This is a genomic window from bacterium, assembly GCA_012517375.1.
GTDB lineage: Bacteria > Hydrothermota > Tepidihabitantia > B3-TA06 > B3-TA06 > JAAYVC01.
In genome coordinates this window covers 1-19,451 of sequence record JAAYVC010000029.1, presented here as the reverse complement: position 1 = coordinate 19,451, position 19,451 = coordinate 1, and the positions used below count along the sequence as shown (strand labels likewise).

The window sequence follows — 19,451 nt, the reverse complement described above, 5'->3', positions numbered from 1 at the left end:
AAGTCAATCACCGATTAACGAAAACGAACTCATCGCCATAAGACCCCAGAACAAAGCCATAACTATCACTGAGAGTATATCTATGATGAGTACGGTTACAGCAAGAATTGTAGATGTCCTTAATCTTTGGTGATAGACGATTATTGACGAAAAATCATCATTTGCCAGATAAGCCTTGAGATTCCCTTCCGCCCGGATAAGAACTACCCCGAGCGGAATAAGCATTAGACAGACGACAAGGCCTATGATTCCGGTTCCTGCACTCATCATGAAGGGGTAGTTCCAGGATGAGACGCCGATAAGACTGAAAGTAGTTATAGCTGAAACCGCCACACGAATTATTGAAAGTAATCCGTAGACCAACGCAACCCAACCCAAAGCCAGGGTCCACCCTTTTGAACGGTTAATGACATACTTAAAACTTTCAACCATAACCTCAGCTGGATAGTTATTCATGTCTGCACTCCTTTATTGTAATTTACATTTACTGATAAGACTTCTATCCCGCGCCGATTGTCAACCTCTCCAATCTTTGTAAAAAAAAAGGGCGGCCTAAGGACGCCCTTTTTTTCGTGATACTCTTAGAAATAGCGGGAAGCTACAAATGCACCCGTTATTGCAAGAATAATCATTACTATTCCGCCGAGCACAGCCGCAATGAGAGCGACTATCGCCAGGATACCGTAGATTGTAAAGAGGTTCTTGAGTTTATCATTGTATTCGACAAGGTCTTCAAGTGTTCCTCTGTCTGCGTAATCCTTGCCCTTCGAGCCGGCTTGATTCATGATTATGCCGAGCCAGATAGGTAGCCAGGCTACGATTATGCCTACCAGGGTAAGCGCCTGCAAGGCGCCGCCAATTATTGAAAGAATTCCGAGGAACTTCAGCCAGCCCTGGGTTTTTTCAATGCTGTAGCGGATCTTCTGCATAGGATCTGTTGAAGATTGCATGACAGGATTCTGATCCATTTATACCTCCATGGTATTTGTTTATATGCGATTGATTGAATTATATAGATATAACTGGAAAGTCAATGTTTCCAGATGGCTTTCCCCCATCTTAAAATTAATCAAAACAATATCACGTTTTATTTCACTATCCATGTTTCGATGTATTCAAGAGAGAAAACATTCAGGGTCCCCACGAAGGTGTTGAGTACCTTCGTGGGGTGGTAACGGAGGGTGAGGGACTCGAACCCCCAAGCCCCGGTCAAGGGGCGGCAGATTTCAAGTCTGCTGCGTTGCCAATTACGCTAACCCTCCAGAACTGGAATTCTTCTGGGTTTTACTACGCATTGCTCATTGTATTAACTGCTTTAACCGATTTTGTTTGTTAGACTAGTGGAACATCGGTTAATTCAAGATTTGGGAGTTTAGTTAAAATTACGCCCCTGTCAACGTTAGACTCCTACCTCTCCATTTTCATGCTAGAGACCCTGAATATTGACTATTCAATTTCTATGTTATGTATCCTGACTTCGCTGCATTCTACGCATGGGCGAAAAGATAAGCGGTGAATTGGCGACGGACCTAAACGCCGAAGGGTTTTGACGTGATCGGACGTTGGATAACCTTTATGCCGCGCAAAGTCGTACCCCGGGAAAGAATTGTCAAGCTGCGCCATGTATCTGTCCCTGAGAACTTTCGCCACGATTGAAGCGGCTGCAACCGACATCGAGTTCTCATCGGCCTGAGGGAACGGTTCCTGGGGCCAGGGCAAATCGGGGATTTTGTACGTACCGTCAACGAATACGAGATCGGGTTCTATCCTCATTGCGAGTCTCTCGCATGCCCGGCGCATCGCCTTGAGGGCGGCTTGAAGAATGTTTGTTTCGTCGATCTCTTCTGAAGGTATGAATCCCACTCCTATACCTAAAGCTTTTGTCGCTATCTGCTGAAACAACTCTTCGCGACGCCTGGGCGTGAGTTTCTTGGAATCCCGAACGTCTTCTATTTCGAGTTTCGGAGGCAGCACTACTGCCGCCGCAACTACCGGCCCTGCCAGGGCTCCGCGGCCTACTTCATCAACCCCGCAAAGAAGACTAACCCTCCGCCACGCCTGGAGGTCCAGATTCTTGTGCATCTAATTCCTCCTTGGAGGTTACTTCAACTACGGGTTTAGTGGTTTTTTTTCTTGTTTTCTTAGGTGCCTCTGTTGCATCCTTTTTAATCATACGCTCTTTTATCATGAGCCCCTTACCAACCTTGTCACGAAGATAGTAAAGTCTGGCTCTGCGTACCTTGCCGTATCGGACGACCTCTATCTTTTCAAGCATAGGCGAGTGAAGCGGAAATATCCTTTCAATCCCGACACCTTGAGATACTTTTCTCAGAGTGAATGACCTGTTAGGGCCAGCGCCGTGTATCTTGATGCAAACGCCCTGAAACGCCTGAATCTTCTCCTTTTTACCCTCGTGAACATGGAAAGAAACCTTTACAGTGTCACCAGGTCCAAATGAAGGCAAATCTGAACGTAGCATGCCTTTTTCAATCTCTACGAGTTTGTTCACCTAATACCTCCGAAAACAATTTTTTGTCATCTTCACTGAATTCATAATTAGCAATCAAATCAGGTCTACGCTTTAACGTAAGAGCCAGCGCTTGACTCCTGCGCCATTTTTCAATTTTCGCGTGGTGCCCGGACAAAAGCACGTCCGGTACACGCTTACCGTTAAACTCCTCAGGTCTCGTATAAGTCGGAGCCGATAGAAGTCCGCAGGTATATGAATCGGTGTCCACTGACTCATGCGCTCCAACAACGCCTGGAAGCAGTCTTACAATCCCTTCAATCATAACCAATGCGGCTGCTTCGCCGCCGCCTATTACATAATCTCCCAGCGATACCTCATCATCTACCCACTCTCTTATTCGTTCATCTATCCCTTTATATCTGCTGCAGAGGAAAACAAGATGAGCTTTTTTACTTAATCTTATAAAGTCATCCTGCTTAAGCCTGACTCCTTTCGGTGTCGGCAGCACTACCCATGATTTTTCGATGCCTGTTGCAGAATCTCCTTGCCCTAAGGTTAAAGACTCTAGCGAGGAGAGTGCACGCCAAACAGGCTCAACCTTTAACACCATTCCGCCGCCACCGCCATAGGGTTCGTCATCAATCGTGCGGTATGCGTCCAATGCGTAATCCCGCAGATTGAGTATCCGTAACTTTACTATCCCTTTATCCTGCGCGATTCTTATATGCCCCAATCCAATTGGAGCTTGCAGATACTCTGGTAGTCCCGAAAGAATCGTGATCTGCAGGAAACCTCCTCGTGGAGGCTCTTACTCGATTATCTCGAGCTGGGCTCTTTTGCCCTTCTTCATCGATGCTGCGGTAAGGATTGTGCGGATAGCTTTTGCCATCCGACCTTCCTTGCCTATGACCTTGCCCAGGTCGCCTTCTCCGACTCTGAGTTCGTATATTATAGTCTTTTCACCAGCTATTTCTTCGATGCTGACGTTGTTCGGGTTGTCAACCAGCGCTTTGACCATGTATTCGAGCAGTTCCTTCATTGTTTTCCTCCTTCACTGGATTCATGTTCAGTTTCAGGTTGTTCCCCGGTATCGAGGGATGCGGCCGTTTGAGTATTCGTAGCCTCCTCCTCTGCAGGGGTATGGATGGCAGGCGTCTTAGCTTCTTTTTTATGACGCTTTAGAAGTGCTGTTACACGCGGAGACATCGCTGCACCTTGTGTAAGCCAGTACGCCAGTCGCTCTTCGTTAAGAGCAAACGCCTGTTCACCTCGAGGATCAAAGTTGCCTACTGATTCTATGTAGGCTCCATCACGCGCCTTGCGTGAATCAGTCACTACAATCCGATAATGTGGATTCTTGTTTGCACCAATTCGTTTGAGACGAATCTTAACCAATCTATCTCCTTCTATTCTGAAAATCGTGTTCGTTATTGTTAACCTTAATAATAGCAAGAATCTCAGTAATGTCAAGCATAGCTTATAGATAATTGACAAATTCTATAATGCGAATAAAATAAGGAATGAAAGGCGTGGTGATTATCCCTACATATAACGAAAGAGAGAATATCTCGCCTCGTTCAGGCGGGGACAGACACCCATCGCGCTACGGTATACTTGATGCCGTGCATTCCTATCTTCCTGAAGCTGATATACTTGTCATAGATGACGGCTCGCCTGACGGAACCGCGGATGTCGTAAAGGAAAGAATGAAAACGGATAGAAAGCTTTTTTTGATACAAAGACCAAGGAAGATGGGTCTTGGAACTGCTTATATAAGAGGCTTTAGATGGGCGCTTGATAATGGATACGAATACGCCTTTGAGATGGATGCTGACTTCTCTCACGATCCTATGGATTTGCCTCGTTTCGTGAAGGAGTTAGAGAATGGAGCCGATCTTGTTATAGGATCACGTTACATTCCGGGCGGAGAGGTTGTGGACTGGCCGAAGAAAAGAAAGAGCCTTTCGCATTACGCAAACCTCTACGCGCGATTTGTAACTTCCGCTCCGATAAAGGATATGACCGCGGGCTACAAATGCTACAAGACCAAGATATTCAAAGAGATAAGACTCGACAACATCTCCGCTGACGGATACGGATTCCAGATAGAGATTGATTTCCGGGTCTGGCTGGCAGGATTCAATGTGAAGGAAATACCGATTGTATTCCGCGATCGCCGCGTTGGCGTCTCGAAGCTTAATCGCCGGATTGTTTGGCAGGCGCTCTTTCTTGTTCCGCAATTGAGGCTGTGGCGCTGAATCTTCTCCTTCCCGAAAGAATCCGACGATAATGAAGATTGCAAGGCAAAAGCCCAAGATATCAGTAGTAATACCCACTTACAATCCCGGACATCTCATAGAAAAATGTCTTGCATCTATACCTCCGGAACAAACCGAGGTCATTATAGTGGACAACAAGTCCCGAGACGGCAGTGTTATCCAGTCTCAAATAATACACAAGGATATTCGCTTTATTTTTCTTAGTAAGAATACAGGGTTTGCACACGCATGTAACCAGGGTGCAAAGATAGCTGAAGGCGATTATATCCTCTTTTTGAATCAGGATTCACAGCTCCTTAAGGATGGCTTCTATGAGGTTTTGTCCTTTATGGAAAAAACCAGGATGTGCGCAGCCGCCTCGGGTAAAATTCTATATCCTGACGGAAGAATCCAGGAAAACCTGAGGCGCTTCCCCAATTACACGAGTCTATTGTTTGGTCGACGCGCGATTCTGACAATGCTGTTTCCAAACAACCCTTTCAGCAGATATTTTCTTTGTACCGATACCGATATGGAAAAGACCCAGCAGGTTGATATTTGCACGGGGATGTTCCTGTTGGTCAAAAGGGACGTTTTTAATGACATCGGCATGTTCGATGAAGGGTTCTTTTTTTATGTAGAGGACTTCGACCTATGCAAGCGCATCAAAGACGCCGGATGGGAAGTATGGTACATTCCGAAACCTGCATCAATCCATCACCTTGGCGAGAACATCCGACGCATAGACCGAACATACGTTAAAATGCACCATTTCAAAGGCATTTACCGCTATCTTGTAAAACATAAAAAGCCAGGGCTGATTTTGAGGGCTTTATTGACAGTGTTTACTGCTTTATTGATTTCAATGCACTTATCGACTAAGAAATTTACCGGTTTGTTATTGCCTTGATTCGTGGCTTTTTGGCATTAACTACCCAAGGGTAAAACGGATATTGACAGGGTATAATCAGAATCAGACGAGCTGAAATCGACCGATCTGATCCTAACGTAGTAATCTCCTGATGATATATTGATATGTCCGGCAAGACTCTGACCGGCAGTATCCGCTCTGACATAGTCCATAAGAGATTGAGATGATGAAAACAGGCTTACTTCCGCAGTAATAACCGACGGCACTTCTAGTCCATAGTTCAACTGAAAGGAATCCGCGCTTGAAAGCGATAGTTTGTAGTAGTCCTCGTCATTGTCTGGTTCAATTGTCGCTTTTATGGTTCCGGGAGAGATAGCTGCCGCCTGACTGAATGAATTGTTAGGCTCATAGCTGTCGGTAAGGATCGGAAGCCCGCAGACTGTAAGCAGGAGAAAAACTCCTGATACAAGGATTGCAGCGAACGGTTTGAGCTTCGAATTACAACGCATACAAACTCCTCCTTATGAAAGAAGCTCGTGTGTTGAGAAGAAAAAACTAACCTCGGATTCAGGATCCTCTTCGGGATTCGAAGCGTGAACGCCATTACGCTCGACACTCGTTCCGTAAAGAGCCCGAAGGGTTCCTTTTTCCGCTTTTTTTGGATTCGTATCACCCACTATCTCCCTCAGCCTACGAACAGCATTCTCTCTTCCAAGACAACATGCAATTATTGGACCCGACGTCATGAACTCGATCAAGTCTTCGAAAAAAGATTTTCCCGAATGCACTTCGTAGAATAATTCCGCTTCTTGAGGCGAAACCAGGATGTGTTTCAAACCCAGAATCGTAAACCCCTCAGCTTCTAACCTGGCCAGAATCTCTCCCGTTTTATTGCGGGCGACTACATCCGGTTTTATTATGAGGAGCGTTTTTTCCATATCTCCTCGCCCAATCTGAAGCCCGTTTCCAAAGCCTTGAGATTAAGATCAAGAAACGCAGGGCGAACCCTGTGTTCTATGGCTTTTTTGAGGGAATCGAGCTCAACAATCTTGGTAGTGGAGGAGAGCGCGCCAAGCATCACGATATTTGCAACAACTTCACGGCCGAGTTCGGTTCGAGCCGTCTCTGTGAACGGCACAAACATCACGTTCTTGGAATCGGAATGAACGTAGAAAGAGTCCGCGAAGATGAGACCATTCTTTTTCATTGATGGAGCGAATCTGTCGAACGCGGGCTGGGAAAGAGCTACGAGGATATCCGCATCGTAGGCGTAAGGGTAACGAATCTGGCTTTCCGAAATCACCACTTCGGAACGCGAGGCTCCGCCCCTGGCTTCAGGACCATAACTCTGAGTCTGAACAACCTCTTTGTTTTCATACACCCCGCACGCCTCGGCAAGCACAATGCCTGAAAGAATCAGTCCCTGCCCGCCCCTTCCTGAAAGTCTTACTTCAGTTCTCATTCTTGACCTTCTCAACAAGCCGGGCGTATCGATCTCCGTAGTCTTCAACTTCACGATCCACGAATACACCCGTCACGATTTTATCCTTTAATTGCTCCTTACTCATCTTGTTAGCCGATTCAATTGTTATCGTCCGATTTTTTATCCATTCAAGGAGTTCCTTAGGGGTGCCCATGCGATTCATCCTTCCAAAAAGAGTCGGGCACTGAGCCGCGACTTCGACCAGACGAAATCCTTTGTGAACCAATGCGGTTTTCAGGAAACGCTCAAGCTGAACGACGTTATGCACGGTTGTCCTTGCGACGTATGCGGCGCCTGCCGCGACCGCAAGCGAACAAGCATCTGCAGGCTCGTCAATAGCACCGTAAGGAGCAGTCGAGGCGAACATCTCTTCAGGAGTCGTAGGCGATTGCTGGCCACCTGTCATACCATAAGTAAAGTTGTTGAGTATTATGCAGGTGATTCCGACATTACGCCTTGCCGCATGAATGAAGTGATTGCCGCCTATCGCAAGCATGTCGCCGTCGCCTCCAACCGTTATCACGTGCATGTCGGGGCGAGCAAGCTTTACGCCTGTTGACGCAGCAAGCGCTCTGCCATGAAGCACATGAAAGGTGTCAGAGTCAAGGTAGCCAGGCATTCTCGACGTGCATCCTATTCCGGAGGCAAGAACAATCTTTTCCCGGGGAAGCTTAAGCGAATCTATCGCCCTTATTAGCGCCGAGAACATTATTCCTATCCCGCATCCTGGGCACCATACATGCGGAAACCGGTCATCCATTCTCAGATACTCGTGGGTTTTGGGCATTGAGGATGAAGAAATCTCGCTCATTTCAAAGCCTCCAGTACCTCCCCGGGCGTAAGCATGGACCCGTCGTTCCGGGTGACGGACACAAGCTCTACTCTTGACCCGATGCAGCGCTCTACCTCCCGGCAGAACTGACCGTCGTTCATCTCTGGAACAACTACTCTTTTCCTTCCGTCTGCAAGTTTTCTCACGGTGGCGTCGGGAAAAGGCCAAACCGTCTTGAGGCGGATGTAGGACAAAGGCTTATCCCACAGAAGCTTCGCTTCGTAAGCGCTTCTGGCAGAAGAGCCGAAAGCTACTATCAAGGTGTCTGCGTCGGGATCGTCATCGATGAAATTATCCTCAAGGAAGGCAATGTTGTCTTCTATTTTATGACGCAGCCTTTCATTGTTCCATTGAATTTTAGATGCGTCGTTTACAGGGAATCCATCCTCCCTGTGCGTGAGACCCGTAAGATGAATCGAGAAGCCCTCGCCAAAGCTCGCATACGGGGCATTGTAGCTCGTATTGTCCGCATAATGCAGGTATTCTTCAGGCGAAACGCGCGGTCTTTGACGGTGATAAACCTCAACACGTTGCGGCAGAGCAACGATTTCTCTCATATGCCCTACGAACTCATCGGTAAGGACGATAACGGGAACGCGCAGCCTCTCCGAAATATCAACCGCCCTTATGGTAAGGTTAAAACACTCCTCGACACCTCTAGGAGTAAGAACCACTACAGGATGATCGCCATGAGTTCCCCATCGTGCTTGCTGGAAATCGCCCTGCGCTCCCTTTGTGGGAAGACCTGTTGCAGGCCCGCCACGCATGACATTGATAACGACTATAGGGGTCTCAGTCATGGCGGCGTAGCCAATACCCTCCTGCATGAGAGAAAACCCCGGTCCGGATGTAGCGGTCATTGAAGGTACGCCGGCTGCCGAAGCTCCGATTATGGCCATTATGCTCGCTATCTCGTCTTCCATCTGGATAAACACCCCCCCTACTTTAGGCAGTTCCTCGGCCATCCGCTCTGCTACCTCTGTGGAAGGAGTTATGGGGTACCCCCCGAAGAACCGAACCCCGGCAAGAAGTGCAGCCTCTGCGCAAGCCTCGTTTCCTGAAACCAACCTTCTTTGATTGGCAGGAGTCTTGGAGTTTGAGGTTTTTTTATTCATGATTTCTTAGATTCCTTCTTCTCGATAAAGATGGCAAAATCAGGGCAGTGCCACTCGCACATCATGCAGGCTATGCAATCCTTAGTATTGACTACGTGAACTTTCAGATCGTCGCCCAGTGAAAGTATGCTCTTCGGACACAGAGATACGCATATCTCACAGCCTTTACAGAGCCTTTTATATATCTTTATGAAAGCTTTAGGTTCTTCCTGAACAAGAACCTCGAACTCCTTGCGATTAATTTTCATTTGAGTATATCCTTGAGAAGAGATGCAATCTCGGCCGGCTCGCCTGCAACAGGGATTCCGGCGGCTTTAAGAGCACCCACTTTTTCCTCAGCAGTGCCCGAGGAGCCCGATATTATAGCACCGGCATGCCCCATTCGCTTTCCCTTTGGAGCGGTTCTTCCCGCAATAAACCCGACTGCGGGTTTGCCTAGCTCCTCTCTGATGAATTTTGCAGCCTCCTCCTCATCTGAACCGCCAATCTCGCCGACAAGCACTACGGCATTAGTTTCATCATCATCCTTGAAGAGCTTGAGAACATCTATAAAATTAGAGCCGATTACGGGGTCTCCTCCAATGCCAACGCATGTGGACTGGCCAAGACCTGCATTCGTAATATGGCTTACGAGTTCGTATGTCAGGGTTCCCGAGCGCGATACGACTCCTATGTTGCCTTCCTTGAAAATATGACCTGGCAGAATGCCTACCTTTGATTTGCCGGGAGAGATAACTCCAGGACAGTTAGGTCCTATCAGTTTGGTTCCGTTCTTTGAGATATAGCTTATAATCTTAAGCATATCGAGAACGGGCACACCCTCGGTAATGCACACGACCAGACCAATCCCTGAATCCGAAGCCTCTATTATTGCGTCCGCTGCGAACTTCTCAGGAACGAAAATCACAGACGTGTTGGCGCCTGTCTTAGCCACGGCTTCATGCATTGAGTCAAATACGGGAAAATCTTCGACCTTCGAACCGCCCTTGCCTGGCGTTACGCCGCCCGCGACAGAGGTTCCGTATTCACGCATCATCTTAGCGTGGAAAAGCCCGTCGCGGCCGGTTATACCCTGAACAATAACCCTTGTTTCTTTGGAAACGAAGACAGCCATCATTTCCCTCCGGCTGAAGAAATAGCTTTTTTCGCGCCGTCAGCCATGTCTCGAGCGGGAATGAAGGATGTGCCTTCGAGCATCTTGCGCGCCTCTGTTTCGTTAGTTCCAGTTAAACGGACCACAACAGGAAGAGGAAGCTGGCGCGAGGATGCAGCGTCAAGGAGACCCCTCGCGATATCATCGCACCGGGTTATTCCGCCGAAGATGTTCACGAAGATGGCCCTAACGTTGGGGTCGCGTGTAACGAGTTCTATTGCCCAAAGCATCTTTTCAGGGGATGATGAACCGCCGACATCAAGGAAGTTTGCCGGTTCGCCGCCGAAGCGTTTTATGAGATCCATTGTAGCCATTGCGAGTCCGGCTCCGTTCACGATGCAGCCGACGTTTCCGGCAAGCTTTATGTAGGAAAGGCCCTTCGATTTAGCCTCCTCTTCGAGCGCTTCGTCAGGCGAGAGAATTCGATACTCCTCGAATTCAGGATGTCTGTATAGCGCATTGTCGTCTATGATAATCTTGGCATCAAGAGCAATCACTTTCCCTTCTCCTGTAACGACTAAAGGGTTAATCTCCGCAAGAGACAGATCACTCTCTGTGTATAAAGCATAGAGTTTGGATAGAATTGAGGATACTTGTTTTTGTATCCCCGGGTCTCGCGTAAGAAAGGCTGAAGCGTTGCGAGATTGATACGATGCAAGGCCGATAAGGGGGTCAATGGGAATCTTGAGTATCCTCTCGGGCGTTGTCCTTGCCACTTCTTCTATGTCGATTCCGCCGGCGGGCGACACCATCATCACAAGCCTGCGGTTGGTGCGGTCCGTCGTCACGCTCGCGTAGAACTCCTGTTTGATGTCTACAGCCTCCGAACACAAAAGACGCTCTACGCGCTCTCCTTTAATCTCCATGCCGAGTATAGCTTCGGCGTTCTCCGCAACCTCTTCCATTGTGCGGGCTAGTTTGACGCCTCCGGCTTTTCCCCGACCGCCCACGCCTACCTGGGCTTTTAGAACGCACGGCAGACCCAATTCTTCAGCAGCCTGGAGGGCTTCTGTTTTAGAGGAGACGGGTTTCTCCTTCGGGGTCGGTATCCCGGTTTTGGTAAAAAAAACCTTAGCTTGATATTCTAATAACTTCACTTTTATCCTTGGTGAGCGTAAGCATACTGCAAAAATCACCAAATGTCAAGTAAAATATCACTTGTTATGATACCCTGAATCCCGCCGTGCTCTATGCAGGCAGTAATCCAGCGACTCTTTTAACCTATTTAACGCAGAAGAACCAATCTCTGCGTGGCTTTGTAGGTCGGGCTTTCCATTCTCAAAAGATATACCCCCTGGGGGAGCATCCGACCGGCATCATCCTCGCCGTTCCAGATAATAGTGTAGTAGCCCGGTTTTACCAATCCTTGCTCAAGGAGACGAACCCTTTTTCCTGCAACGTCATATACACAAAGACTAACCTGGGACTGCCTTGGAACCGCATATGTAACCATGCAGCGCGATGAAACCGGATTGGGAGCGACCGGCACAAGCTCGAATGTCAGGGGCATACCCTCGGCAATTCCGGAAGCCGGCCCCAGCTTAACGGGAACTTTCGTTAAAGGTTTTTTGGTGTCGTTGGATTCGATTTCCACCGTTCCTATCTTGGGACCTTGAGAGACCTTGGATGCGTCGCCAATCATGGTAACCTGGGCGCTGTCCTGGCCGCGCACGGTAAATCCTTTCGGGAAGAGACCGTATATCCAGGGAGTCGGACTCGATATGTTCGAAACTACAAGGTCACGCATACCTTCGTTAAACACCCAGAACGTTCCACGCATCGTCTTGTTGTCCATTAAAGCCGTGTCGGGCGAACAAACGATCTTGGGAGGCGCCTCTTCAAGAAGCAGCCTTACCTGCTGCTTCTTGGACGGCTCGTCAGGATCGTTAGACGAGATAGTAATGGAGGCGTCATAGACGCCCTGCTTCAAGCCCTCAGGGTTTACCGACACTTCCACATACTTAGAGTAGAAAGGCTGTATCTCGAAAGACTTTGGGTCTCCAACCAGTATCCAGCTCCTGGAAGGAACGATATTGGATACAGATAATGTTCTTGTGCCTTTGTTTTGTACGTCCGAATTTGCGGATGTAATGTTCTTTGAAGGATCCTCATATGATACATAGAACTGAAGCGTATCCGGTTCGACCGCGATATCCGGTTCACCCATGTTCAGTTTTACTGCAAGCGACCTAGTTTGTTCGTCAGGATCGTTTGTTTGGAAGGTTATTTTGCCGTTGTAGGTTCCGAAACCGAGACCGGATGTGTCTACAATTACGTACACTGTAGCGAAATCACCTGAGGGAATGCTAAAAGTATTGGGTTGAATGTCGACAATCCACGAATCTGTTGTCGAAACTGAAGTAACCTGCAGATCAGCCCTGCCTTTGTTGAAAACTGCTGCGGAACTAATTGTATCATTATTTGCAGGCATATCAAAGACCAAGGGCTCAGGAACAATATCGATATCGGGCCAGTCGCCCTTTATGAGCTTGACAGGCTCATAAGCTGTAGGTCTTGCCTGGTCGTTGCTCAGGATTCGAACGGAGCCAAGGTAAATGCTGTCTTTAACACCGGTCGTGTCTACGGTAACTTGAATGCCTTGATACCCTCCGGGAGCAACGCTGCAGTTTGCAGGAGTGACTGATTTGATCCAGCTTGTGTTGTTCGGCAATATCGAGGAGATTTTGAGCGTATCGGATCCTTCATTAGCTATAGTAAAATACTCGGAAAGTCCATTTGCATCAACGTCCATCCATAACGTATCAGGGGATAGGACCAGAAGCGGTTGTCGCGAACCAACGGGTATACCGTCTTTTGAGAAGAAACGGTGATTTGCTCCGCTTGCGGTTATGCTTATCGTACCAATCGATGGATTTATGTCCAGGTATGCCGTGCCCGATGCATCGGTTTTAGCCCAGGAGTATACGGAGGTTCCCTGTCTCGCGCATACGAGCATGCCTTCAACAGGGTATCCGACCTGGGACGACAGACTAACCGGAAGAGTCTGCTGCCCCTCGATGATCTGGCCCGGATATGTGACAGTAAAATCGGAAGGCTGCCTGTAATGTACAGGCATTGAAGGATCGCCGAAGAGATTAAGTTCGTATATGCACCAGAGGCCTATGGCGCTTGAGCCCCATGATTCGGCATTAGCGTCTTTTGAATCCACGAGCGACAATCCGGCTTCAGGGTTGGATTTACCGTAGACGGACTGGAAGAAAGACACATCGAGATCTTCGGACGGACCCTGCATAGGCGGCATACCCCAGCCGTAGCGCGAGTTGCCTATCCAAGCTACAGTACCTCCTGCAGGCGCGTTCTGGAATTCCTCCACTATGCAGTTCGTGAAATCAAACGCGCCAACAAGACAAGAAATGGCGTTGTATACCGCAACCCTGTCGGCATTGACGAGATCGTGAGCCATCACGGAAGTGAACGCATCAGGGCCTGTCGCTATAATCCAGATGTTGCCGTGAGCCATATGGTGGGCAAGTCCCACTCCTGCATTGAGTGAATCCCTGAGCATAGCATTGTTGATATTTCCAGTGGTTTCGTAAAGCTTTTGTATTTGAGTGCCGGCAGGTGCGAGAGCGGCTATAGCATTATTTGTGGCATCACCGGGGTAGTACGGTTCCTCCCAGAGAACCTCCGAAGGAAGCATAAGCTTGTTAGAATAATTTGAAGGCGGGGCATTCTCGTACGAGATCAGTTTGGCGACGAAATTCCCTGCCTCTACTCCGTTCACGACGCTTATCCTGCCGACTGCTACCTCGGCGTAGAGATCCGCATCGTCGCTTACTTCTCCATAAGTGCCGTTCCTGTTTTTATCCCAGTCTCCGTCAAGGCAGCCGAAATACATGTCCGTCGGTATCGTATCGTAATGGTCTCCGTCAGATGCCGTTGTGAAGCAATCACGTGTTGGTATTATTGACGCATCACCTCCGAGAATCAGATATTCAAGTCCCCAGTTCGTATGGGCGTATTTTACGAAATTCCTTATCTTTTCAGCCGGGTCCTTTCCGGAATAACTCGAAACTATGCTTTCAAGAGTAACGACCGTGTCCCTTACGCCTCTTTTTGTATTCCAGTCCGCAAGAGGCTGAAAATTGGCTTTAAGCGCCGATGTAGTTACTATTACATGACGGTATTCATTGCCAAGAGCCGTATAGTTTGAATTTAAGACCCCGGCTTGAGGATTTTCAACTATCGCCGCAAGTCTTGAATTCAGGCTTTGCTGGATACTGCGGGATGGTATTGTTGTCGGTACCCATGACGGGTCTCTTTCATATTGAATCGAGAGCGTCATCTTTTCGGCTATCTCAAGCTTGCCCGAGCCCGGCGTGTACCTTAAAGGGTACAGCGCGACTGTGGCAATTCTTTGTCCCTCGAGTACACCTTCGTTTAAGACTTCAGCGGCGAATTCCGAATAAGGCTCATTCATCGAGTAAATCTCTTCCGCAGGCGCTGCAAATCCAATCGATTTAGTGGAACTCAACGGTCTTAAAGGCTGCGCTGGATATACCGGCTTGTCAATATAGATTGTTCTGGACTTTAAAACCTCAAGCTTTACGCCGCTTATTCTTGTTCCCTGCGGAAGAACATAGCTCTTCACCATGAATGGCAGCCACGGCTCGCCTGGTTGCGCCATGTAGCGACCTCCCTGAAAAGAAATCATAGTATAGGTTCCGGTATCAAATCCGAGAGAGCTGAAGGGCAGCTCAACCGCATGCTTCTGCTCACCGCCCAGAAGCAGTCCGCAAGGAATTAAGGCGAGTGTTAAAACAAATAAAGCATTTATTAGCTTACGGCGATTGATTATCATTAGAACCTCCGTCCTGGGGTTCCTCTTTGTTTATCTCCTCTAGAAGTCTTTCAACAGAGATCGGCTGGTTCAACGAAACAAAATATGGATGAACCATCTCGTCCTGTTCCCTGTTTGATGTGAATATTAACCAGCTCCCATCATTAGAGAAATCCGGAAAAAGATCGTGCGACTGATGATAGGTCACTGGAATCACATCCTTCGTACGGCGATCGTAGACGAAAATATCAAACTGGTTGCCGCCGTTGCGGTCGGAACAAAATGCCACTTTGCGGTCGTGATCGCCGAATACCGGCAATACATCTCTGCCTGGCCCAATATCTAAATTCTCAACAACTTTTCCTTTCGTATCCATAATGCGGATATCAAAGTCGATGAGCCGGTCGTCCGTATACACGATATATTTGCCGTCGCTCGAGTATCTTGGATATCTGTCAGTATAATAATTATTCGTTAGTTGTTTGAGTTCTCCTGATTCCGCATCATAGAGTCCTATCTCCCAGGTCTTTGTATCGATGGAGTAGTACGAAAAAAGCACAGGCTTACCCTCGCCTGCCCAGTCAATGGTTTCCATGACGCCAGGATTGGTAAAAATGACCTTTTCTCCACCTCCGGTAAGATCGTTGTATATCAGCTTTGTTGTTCCCTGCTGGTCATCCGCTCTTCTGGTATACAACATCTTATCATACGAACCGGCAAAGCAAGGTCCGTAGCAGCCGGAGTCGGATTTTGTCAGCATCTTGAACCCTTTTCCGCTGAACGCATCCATGATTCCTGCATTGTAATCCCAGCCCGTGTTCCTCTGGAACAGTATCTTTTTTTCATCCTGGCTGAAGCGCGGAGCTTCGCACACTGAATCGGTAATCAACTGCGGGAAAAAAGGCTCTAGGCCCAGATAGATTGCGACCTTTGCGCGAACGAACACGTCAGATGCAAGATTGGAATCAAGCGCTGCAAGGCGCTTGAAGCTTTCGACGGCTTTAACGACCGAATCCGCACGGCAGTATTCTTTTGTAAGATTGAAAACCGCTTTGGCGTTGTTAGGATTGCGGGCGACTTGTTCTTCGAGTTTAGGAATTTTTGAGTTCGCAAAAAGGACCGACGAGAAAATCAATACTCCTGATGCCAGGATGAAAAGTTTCTTCACGAAACCTCCTTAAAAGGTTTTATAATTTATTAGTATTCTAGTAACACATCGACCTTCTGTCAACCCAGTTAAAACCCTAGTTATTAACGTACATAACTTAACGTATATTTAAGAACTTAGACGTTATGCTCTCCCCTCCGGTTTCCATACGGACAAAGTAAGCACCGGAGGATACCTTGTGACCCTTGGAGTCCTTTCCATCCCAGGTGATGGTGTGTCTGCCTGCCGAGCATGGGTCGTTGTACAGGTTGCGCACAAACCTGCCCGATGCGTCGTAGAGGTCCAGCCTGAGCCAGGAAAAGAGGGGAAGGGAGTAGTTGATGATATAAGTTCCGTCCTTGAAAAGCGGCTCTTCAAGGCTCGTGGTTTCGACGGCAGAATGCTCTTCGGCACTTAAACCTGAACAAGGATCGTCAGGTTCTGAATAATAGTTTACATTCCATACAGTAAAATCATCGTCCGGGCATTCGTCACCCTTCATCTCAGTTTTGCACATCGGCGTAAACCAACTAAGATGTGACACTACCCACCGAGGAAAAACAACCCTTGCCGTGTATATACCTGTAATGCTATCTCCTCTCCAGCCGATGGCCTTCACCGGCTGAATATTATGATAAACCAGGGTATCGGGGTCAGCGCATTTATCCAGAATCTCCAATCTGACAGGTATATCAGCTTCCGGCCGGTATCCAAAATTCTCTACTGTAGCCGTTACTATCACTTCTGTTCCGGGTACGTACAAATCGGGGGGTAAATTTGGATACGGATCGAACTCCATCTCGACCACCCCTACATCATGTTCAAGTAACGCGGTTACTTCTTCATAGCAAGTATCATTGGTTTGATCTGTGTCAAATGCTGCCTCCGGGATTCCTAGGAGCTCGTAATCTACGAATGGTCCATATCCGTTAGGATCAGCGTCTTCGCAATTCCCCTCAGGTGCCCACTCCAACATCTCGACTTCGATTGTTGCAGGGTTTGCTCCTATGTAGCCTATCTTAGTGCTAGCGACGTAAACAGTTTCCCCTGTAGACACTTCATCGATAATCAGCTTCACCCAGAAGTTACTTGCTCCCTGGTCGCCAAGGTTGGTTATCTTGAGTTTCGGCACGATAGCCGAGTCCGCAAGAACGTAATCCGCCAACGGCTCTAGTATCGCCTCGCATACAAGGTCAACCGCAGCATATCCTGTTGAGCAAAGAGAGAATATGCCAAGTGATATAACAATGTGCTTCAAATCTCCTCCTATCTTATCATAACGACTTTTGAAATCAACTTATTCTCCCCTGCTTCCAACCTCACAAAGTAGGCGCCTGAAGACACCCTCTTCCCTCCGGAGTCCTTTCCGTCCCAGGTAAGTGTGTGCGTGCCTGCCGAGCACGGGTCGTTGTACAGGTTGCGCACGAACCTGCCCGATGCGTCGTAGAGGTCCAGCCTTAGCCAGGATGAGAGGGGGAGGGAGTAGTTGATGATATACACTCCATTACTGTAAAGAGGTGCCTCTAGTTCTAAGGTTTTTATTTCTTGCTCATTCTCAATACCAGCACAGGGATCTGAGGAACATGATTCGAAATTGTTATCAGGACATTCATCATTATTTAATTTTGTGGCGCATGTAATGGTAAACCAGTTTTTGCTAGGAACAACCCAAACTGGAAAAATTACGTCGAGGTAGTAGTCACCAGTCGTGGTATCCGATCTGGACCCAATTAATTCAACGGTTTGAATCGACTCATATACTACCGTATCGGGGTCCGCTGTTTTATCTAAAAACACCAATCTAAGGGGAATTTTCTCCTCACTTTTGAAGCCAAAGTTTTCTACTGTACCTGTAATTACAACTTCTGTTCCTGGTTCATAACAATCACCGTCTGGTGGGGGAGGATTAAAGTCCAAATCCGTCACTCCCACATCATGTTCAAGTAACGAAGTGACTTCTTCAAAGCAAGAGTCATTCGAATGGTCCTTGTCTAACTCAGCCTCCGGAATCCCTAGGAGCTCGTACTTAACGCCATCGACATAGTCGCCATCGTATGGGTCACATTTTCCTTCAGGCGGACAGGCAGGGAACTCGACCTCAATTGAGTCAGGATACGCACCTATGTGGCTTACAAGAACGCTTTCGGCGTAGACAGTATCCTCTTCAGCTATATCTACCGATTGCATATAGACGTAGAAATTTTCCTCCGGCGATGAACCCAGGTTGGCGATTCCGAGCACTGGCACTATTGCCGAATCCGCAAGCACAAAATCACCCTCAGGTTGTATTATTTCGTAACACTTAAGGTCATGAATCTGCCCGAACAATGAAATAACACACCCCAGCATCCCTAAGACCCACAAACATGTAACCTTTTCAACACAAAAACGCTTCATTTTTCCCCTCCTAAGGGATTTAGTTCTTATCTTAATAATGAGCAATTTACGTGCCAGGTTACATAAAAAAGACCCTTGTGCCTCAAGGCTTTGCGAGTGAAGAGGAGGAGGGGGAACGCGTACGGTTATACAAAAGTGTAAAAGAAAGCGGCTGGCTTAACATTCTAGCCAACCGCTTAATTGTGTGATTCAGGGGCTTAGTTGAGTATTACTGCCTTTTTCGATGCCGTAAATCCTTCAGCTTCCATGCGGACAATATATATGCCTGCAGAGCATTTGCGGCCTGAATCATCTTTACCGTTCCAGGTACGCGTGTAGTAGCCGGGTTCCATGGGGTTGTTCTGGACGCTTGCAACGTACCTGCCGTTTATATCGAAGACGCTTATCTTTACCCAGTCTGAGTGCAGTACGGCAAACCTCAACCGCGCTTCTCCTTCATTTATAGCATTCGTGACCTCCAGGAAGTAGGCTTTAGGTCCGGTTTTTCCTTCATCGATTGCGCCTGGATTCAAAACCTCGAAGTCATCATCCGGGCACATGTCGCCAGCAAGTTCGGTCTTGCAGGTGATGGTGAACCAGTTAGTGCTCGGAACAGTCCACACAGGGAAGGTTACTTCCGCAGTGTAGGAGTTATCAAGCGTGTTGCCGCGCCAGTCAAGCGTCACGATGGTCTGGATGTTGTGATAGACCAGCGTGTCAGGATCGGCTGTCTTGTCCAGTATCTCGCAGCGCACGGGTACGTTGCTCTCCTGGTTGTAGCCGAAGTTCTCGACTGTGGCCGTTATCGTTACCGCCCTGCCTGTATTGTAGCGATCAGGTGGGTTGTCGAAATCAGGGCTCAGGGCTATCTCGGTTACGCCAACGTCGTGCGTCAGAAGCACTACTACGTTGCGGCGAACGGTGTCGTTGTACGGGCAGTGGTCG

General features: G+C 48.0%; 22 protein-coding genes and 1 tRNA gene. 2 read left to right on the top strand and 21 right to left on the bottom strand.

What is annotated here, in order from left to right:
- Window positions 1–3: 3 nt before the first annotated feature.
- The 8 genes from GX441_03805 to rpsP all read right to left on the bottom strand — a co-directional run bounded on the left by GX441_03805 (window position 4) and on the right by rpsP (window position 3,865).
- Window positions 4–456 carry a hypothetical protein gene (locus GX441_03805; GenBank protein NLI97769.1) on the bottom strand — a complete coding sequence of 151 codons (453 nt, stop codon included), beginning with the start codon at window positions 454–456 and terminating at the stop codon, window positions 4–6.
- Between the two features lie 125 nt (window positions 457–581).
- On the bottom strand, window positions 582–968 hold the full coding sequence (locus GX441_03800; GenBank protein ID NLI97768.1) for a DUF5362 domain-containing protein: 387 nt from the start codon (window positions 966–968) through the stop codon (window positions 582–584).
- A gap of 207 nt (window positions 969–1,175) precedes the next feature.
- Window positions 1,176–1,262: transfer RNA gene (locus tag GX441_03795), tRNA-Ser, on the bottom strand.
- A gap of 184 nt (window positions 1,263–1,446) precedes the next feature.
- Complete coding sequence (locus tag GX441_03790; GenBank protein NLI97767.1) at window positions 1,447–2,082, bottom strand: ribonuclease HII; 636 nt, start codon at window positions 2,080–2,082, stop codon at window positions 1,447–1,449.
- On the bottom strand, window positions 2,042–2,509 hold the full coding sequence (gene rplS / locus GX441_03785) for a 50S ribosomal protein L19 (GenBank protein ID NLI97766.1): 468 nt from the start codon (window positions 2,507–2,509) through the stop codon (window positions 2,042–2,044). The genes GX441_03790 and rplS overlap by 41 nt, the downstream gene beginning before the upstream one ends.
- Complete coding sequence (gene trmD, locus GX441_03780) at window positions 2,487–3,257, bottom strand: tRNA (guanosine(37)-N1)-methyltransferase TrmD (GenBank protein NLI97765.1); 771 nt, start codon at window positions 3,255–3,257, stop codon at window positions 2,487–2,489. Before trmD ends, rplS begins: the two co-directional genes overlap by 23 nt.
- Window positions 3,258–3,278: 21 nt before the next feature.
- The gene (locus GX441_03775; GenBank protein NLI97764.1) at window positions 3,279–3,509 is read right to left on the bottom strand and encodes a KH domain-containing protein; all 231 of its coding nucleotides are present in this window, start codon (window positions 3,507–3,509) and stop codon (window positions 3,279–3,281) included.
- Window positions 3,506–3,865, bottom strand: coding sequence for a 30S ribosomal protein S16 (gene rpsP / locus GX441_03770; protein NLI97763.1), 360 nt, complete (start codon window positions 3,863–3,865; stop codon window positions 3,506–3,508). Before rpsP ends, GX441_03775 begins: the two co-directional genes overlap by 4 nt.
- 125 nt (window positions 3,866–3,990) lie before the next feature.
- Between rpsP and GX441_03765 the strand changes: the two genes are divergently transcribed.
- Together GX441_03765 and GX441_03760 are read left to right on the top strand one after the other, a co-directional pair.
- Window positions 3,991–4,728, top strand: coding sequence for a polyprenol monophosphomannose synthase (locus tag GX441_03765; protein ID NLI97762.1), 738 nt, complete (start codon window positions 3,991–3,993; stop codon window positions 4,726–4,728).
- A 31-nt stretch (window positions 4,729–4,759) separates the two neighbouring features.
- Window positions 4,760–5,638 carry a glycosyltransferase family 2 protein gene (locus GX441_03760; protein ID NLI97761.1) on the top strand — a complete coding sequence of 293 codons (879 nt, stop codon included), beginning with the start codon at window positions 4,760–4,762 and terminating at the stop codon, window positions 5,636–5,638.
- A gap of 17 nt (window positions 5,639–5,655) precedes the next feature.
- Here the strand turns inward: GX441_03760 and GX441_03755 are convergent, their stop codons facing one another.
- The 13 genes from GX441_03755 to GX441_03695 form a co-directional block, all read right to left on the bottom strand.
- Window positions 5,656–6,108 carry a hypothetical protein gene (locus GX441_03755; GenBank protein NLI97760.1) on the bottom strand — a complete coding sequence of 151 codons (453 nt, stop codon included), beginning with the start codon at window positions 6,106–6,108 and terminating at the stop codon, window positions 5,656–5,658.
- A 12-nt stretch (window positions 6,109–6,120) separates the two neighbouring features.
- Window positions 6,121–6,537, bottom strand: coding sequence for a nucleoside-diphosphate kinase (gene ndk, locus GX441_03750; GenBank protein ID NLI97759.1), 417 nt, complete (start codon window positions 6,535–6,537; stop codon window positions 6,121–6,123).
- Complete coding sequence (locus tag GX441_03745; GenBank protein ID NLI97758.1) at window positions 6,516–7,061, bottom strand: 2-oxoacid:ferredoxin oxidoreductase subunit gamma; 546 nt, start codon at window positions 7,059–7,061, stop codon at window positions 6,516–6,518. Before GX441_03745 ends, ndk begins: the two co-directional genes overlap by 22 nt.
- Complete coding sequence (locus tag GX441_03740) at window positions 7,051–7,869, bottom strand: 2-oxoacid:ferredoxin oxidoreductase subunit beta (protein ID NLI97757.1); 819 nt, start codon at window positions 7,867–7,869, stop codon at window positions 7,051–7,053. The genes GX441_03745 and GX441_03740 overlap by 11 nt, the downstream gene beginning before the upstream one ends.
- Before the next feature lie 20 nt (window positions 7,870–7,889).
- Window positions 7,890–9,029, bottom strand: coding sequence for a 2-oxoacid:acceptor oxidoreductase subunit alpha (locus tag GX441_03735; GenBank protein NLI97756.1), 1,140 nt, complete (start codon window positions 9,027–9,029; stop codon window positions 7,890–7,892).
- Window positions 9,026–9,277: a 4Fe-4S binding protein gene (locus GX441_03730; GenBank protein ID NLI97755.1), complete on the bottom strand. Its 252-nt coding sequence runs from the start codon at window positions 9,275–9,277 to the stop codon at window positions 9,026–9,028. The genes GX441_03735 and GX441_03730 overlap by 4 nt, the downstream gene beginning before the upstream one ends.
- On the bottom strand, window positions 9,274–10,143 hold the full coding sequence (sucD, locus tag GX441_03725; protein NLI97754.1) for a succinate--CoA ligase subunit alpha: 870 nt from the start codon (window positions 10,141–10,143) through the stop codon (window positions 9,274–9,276). The genes GX441_03730 and sucD overlap by 4 nt, the downstream gene beginning before the upstream one ends.
- On the bottom strand, window positions 10,143–11,279 hold the full coding sequence (sucC, locus tag GX441_03720; GenBank protein NLI97753.1) for an ADP-forming succinate--CoA ligase subunit beta: 1,137 nt from the start codon (window positions 11,277–11,279) through the stop codon (window positions 10,143–10,145). The genes sucD and sucC overlap by 1 nt, the downstream gene beginning before the upstream one ends.
- 128 nt (window positions 11,280–11,407) lie before the next feature.
- Window positions 11,408–15,004, bottom strand: coding sequence for a hypothetical protein (locus GX441_03715; protein ID NLI97752.1), 3,597 nt, complete (start codon window positions 15,002–15,004; stop codon window positions 11,408–11,410).
- Window positions 14,985–16,151 carry a hypothetical protein gene (locus GX441_03710; GenBank protein NLI97751.1) on the bottom strand — a complete coding sequence of 389 codons (1,167 nt, stop codon included), beginning with the start codon at window positions 16,149–16,151 and terminating at the stop codon, window positions 14,985–14,987. The genes GX441_03715 and GX441_03710 overlap by 20 nt, the downstream gene beginning before the upstream one ends.
- Window positions 16,152–16,248: 97 nt before the next feature.
- Window positions 16,249–17,388, bottom strand: a complete 1,140-nt coding sequence (locus tag GX441_03705) for a hypothetical protein (GenBank protein ID NLI97750.1) — start codon at window positions 17,386–17,388, stop codon at window positions 16,249–16,251.
- 8 nt (window positions 17,389–17,396) lie between these two features.
- Entirely contained in the window at window positions 17,397–18,527 is a 1,131-nt protein-coding gene (locus GX441_03700; GenBank protein ID NLI97749.1) for a hypothetical protein, read from the bottom strand.
- 197 nt (window positions 18,528–18,724) lie between these two features.
- Window positions 18,725–19,451, bottom strand: a 727-nt coding sequence (locus GX441_03695) for a T9SS type A sorting domain-containing protein (GenBank protein ID NLI97748.1), incomplete at its 5' end; no start/stop codon positions are given.

What these genes read in the sequence shown, in the direction of transcription:
- GX441_03805 (NLI97769.1), bottom strand. Translation starts at nt 456, where the DNA reads ATGAATAACTATCCAGCTGAGGTTATGGTTGAAAGTTTTAAGTATGTC.
- GX441_03800 (NLI97768.1), bottom strand. Translation starts at nt 968, where the DNA reads ATGGATCAGAATCCTGTCATGCAATCTTCAACAGATCCTATGCAGAAG.
- GX441_03790 (NLI97767.1), bottom strand. Translation starts at nt 2,082, where the DNA reads ATGCACAAGAATCTGGACCTCCAGGCGTGGCGGAGGGTTAGTCTTCTT.
- GX441_03775 (NLI97764.1), bottom strand. Translation starts at nt 3,509, where the DNA reads ATGAAGGAACTGCTCGAATACATGGTCAAAGCGCTGGTTGACAACCCG.
- GX441_03765 (NLI97762.1), top strand. Translation starts at nt 3,991, where the DNA reads ATGAAAGGCGTGGTGATTATCCCTACATATAACGAAAGAGAGAATATC.
- GX441_03760 (NLI97761.1), top strand. Translation starts at nt 4,760, where the DNA reads ATGAAGATTGCAAGGCAAAAGCCCAAGATATCAGTAGTAATACCCACT.
- GX441_03755 (NLI97760.1), bottom strand. Translation starts at nt 6,108, where the DNA reads ATGCGTTGTAATTCGAAGCTCAAACCGTTCGCTGCAATCCTTGTATCA.
- ndk (NLI97759.1), bottom strand. Translation starts at nt 6,537, where the DNA reads ATGGAAAAAACGCTCCTCATAATAAAACCGGATGTAGTCGCCCGCAAT.
- GX441_03745 (NLI97758.1), bottom strand. Translation starts at nt 7,061, where the DNA reads ATGAGAACTGAAGTAAGACTTTCAGGAAGGGGCGGGCAGGGACTGATT.
- GX441_03740 (NLI97757.1), bottom strand. Translation starts at nt 7,869, where the DNA reads ATGCCCAAAACCCACGAGTATCTGAGAATGGATGACCGGTTTCCGCAT.
- GX441_03735 (NLI97756.1), bottom strand. Translation starts at nt 9,029, where the DNA reads ATGAATAAAAAAACCTCAAACTCCAAGACTCCTGCCAATCAAAGAAGG.
- GX441_03730 (NLI97755.1), bottom strand. Translation starts at nt 9,277, where the DNA reads ATGAAAATTAATCGCAAGGAGTTCGAGGTTCTTGTTCAGGAAGAACCT.
- sucD (NLI97754.1), bottom strand. Translation starts at nt 10,143, where the DNA reads ATGGCTGTCTTCGTTTCCAAAGAAACAAGGGTTATTGTTCAGGGTATA.
- GX441_03715 (NLI97752.1), bottom strand. Translation starts at nt 15,004, where the DNA reads ATGATAATCAATCGCCGTAAGCTAATAAATGCTTTATTTGTTTTAACA.
- GX441_03700 (NLI97749.1), bottom strand. Translation starts at nt 18,527, where the DNA reads ATGAAGCGTTTTTGTGTTGAAAAGGTTACATGTTTGTGGGTCTTAGGG.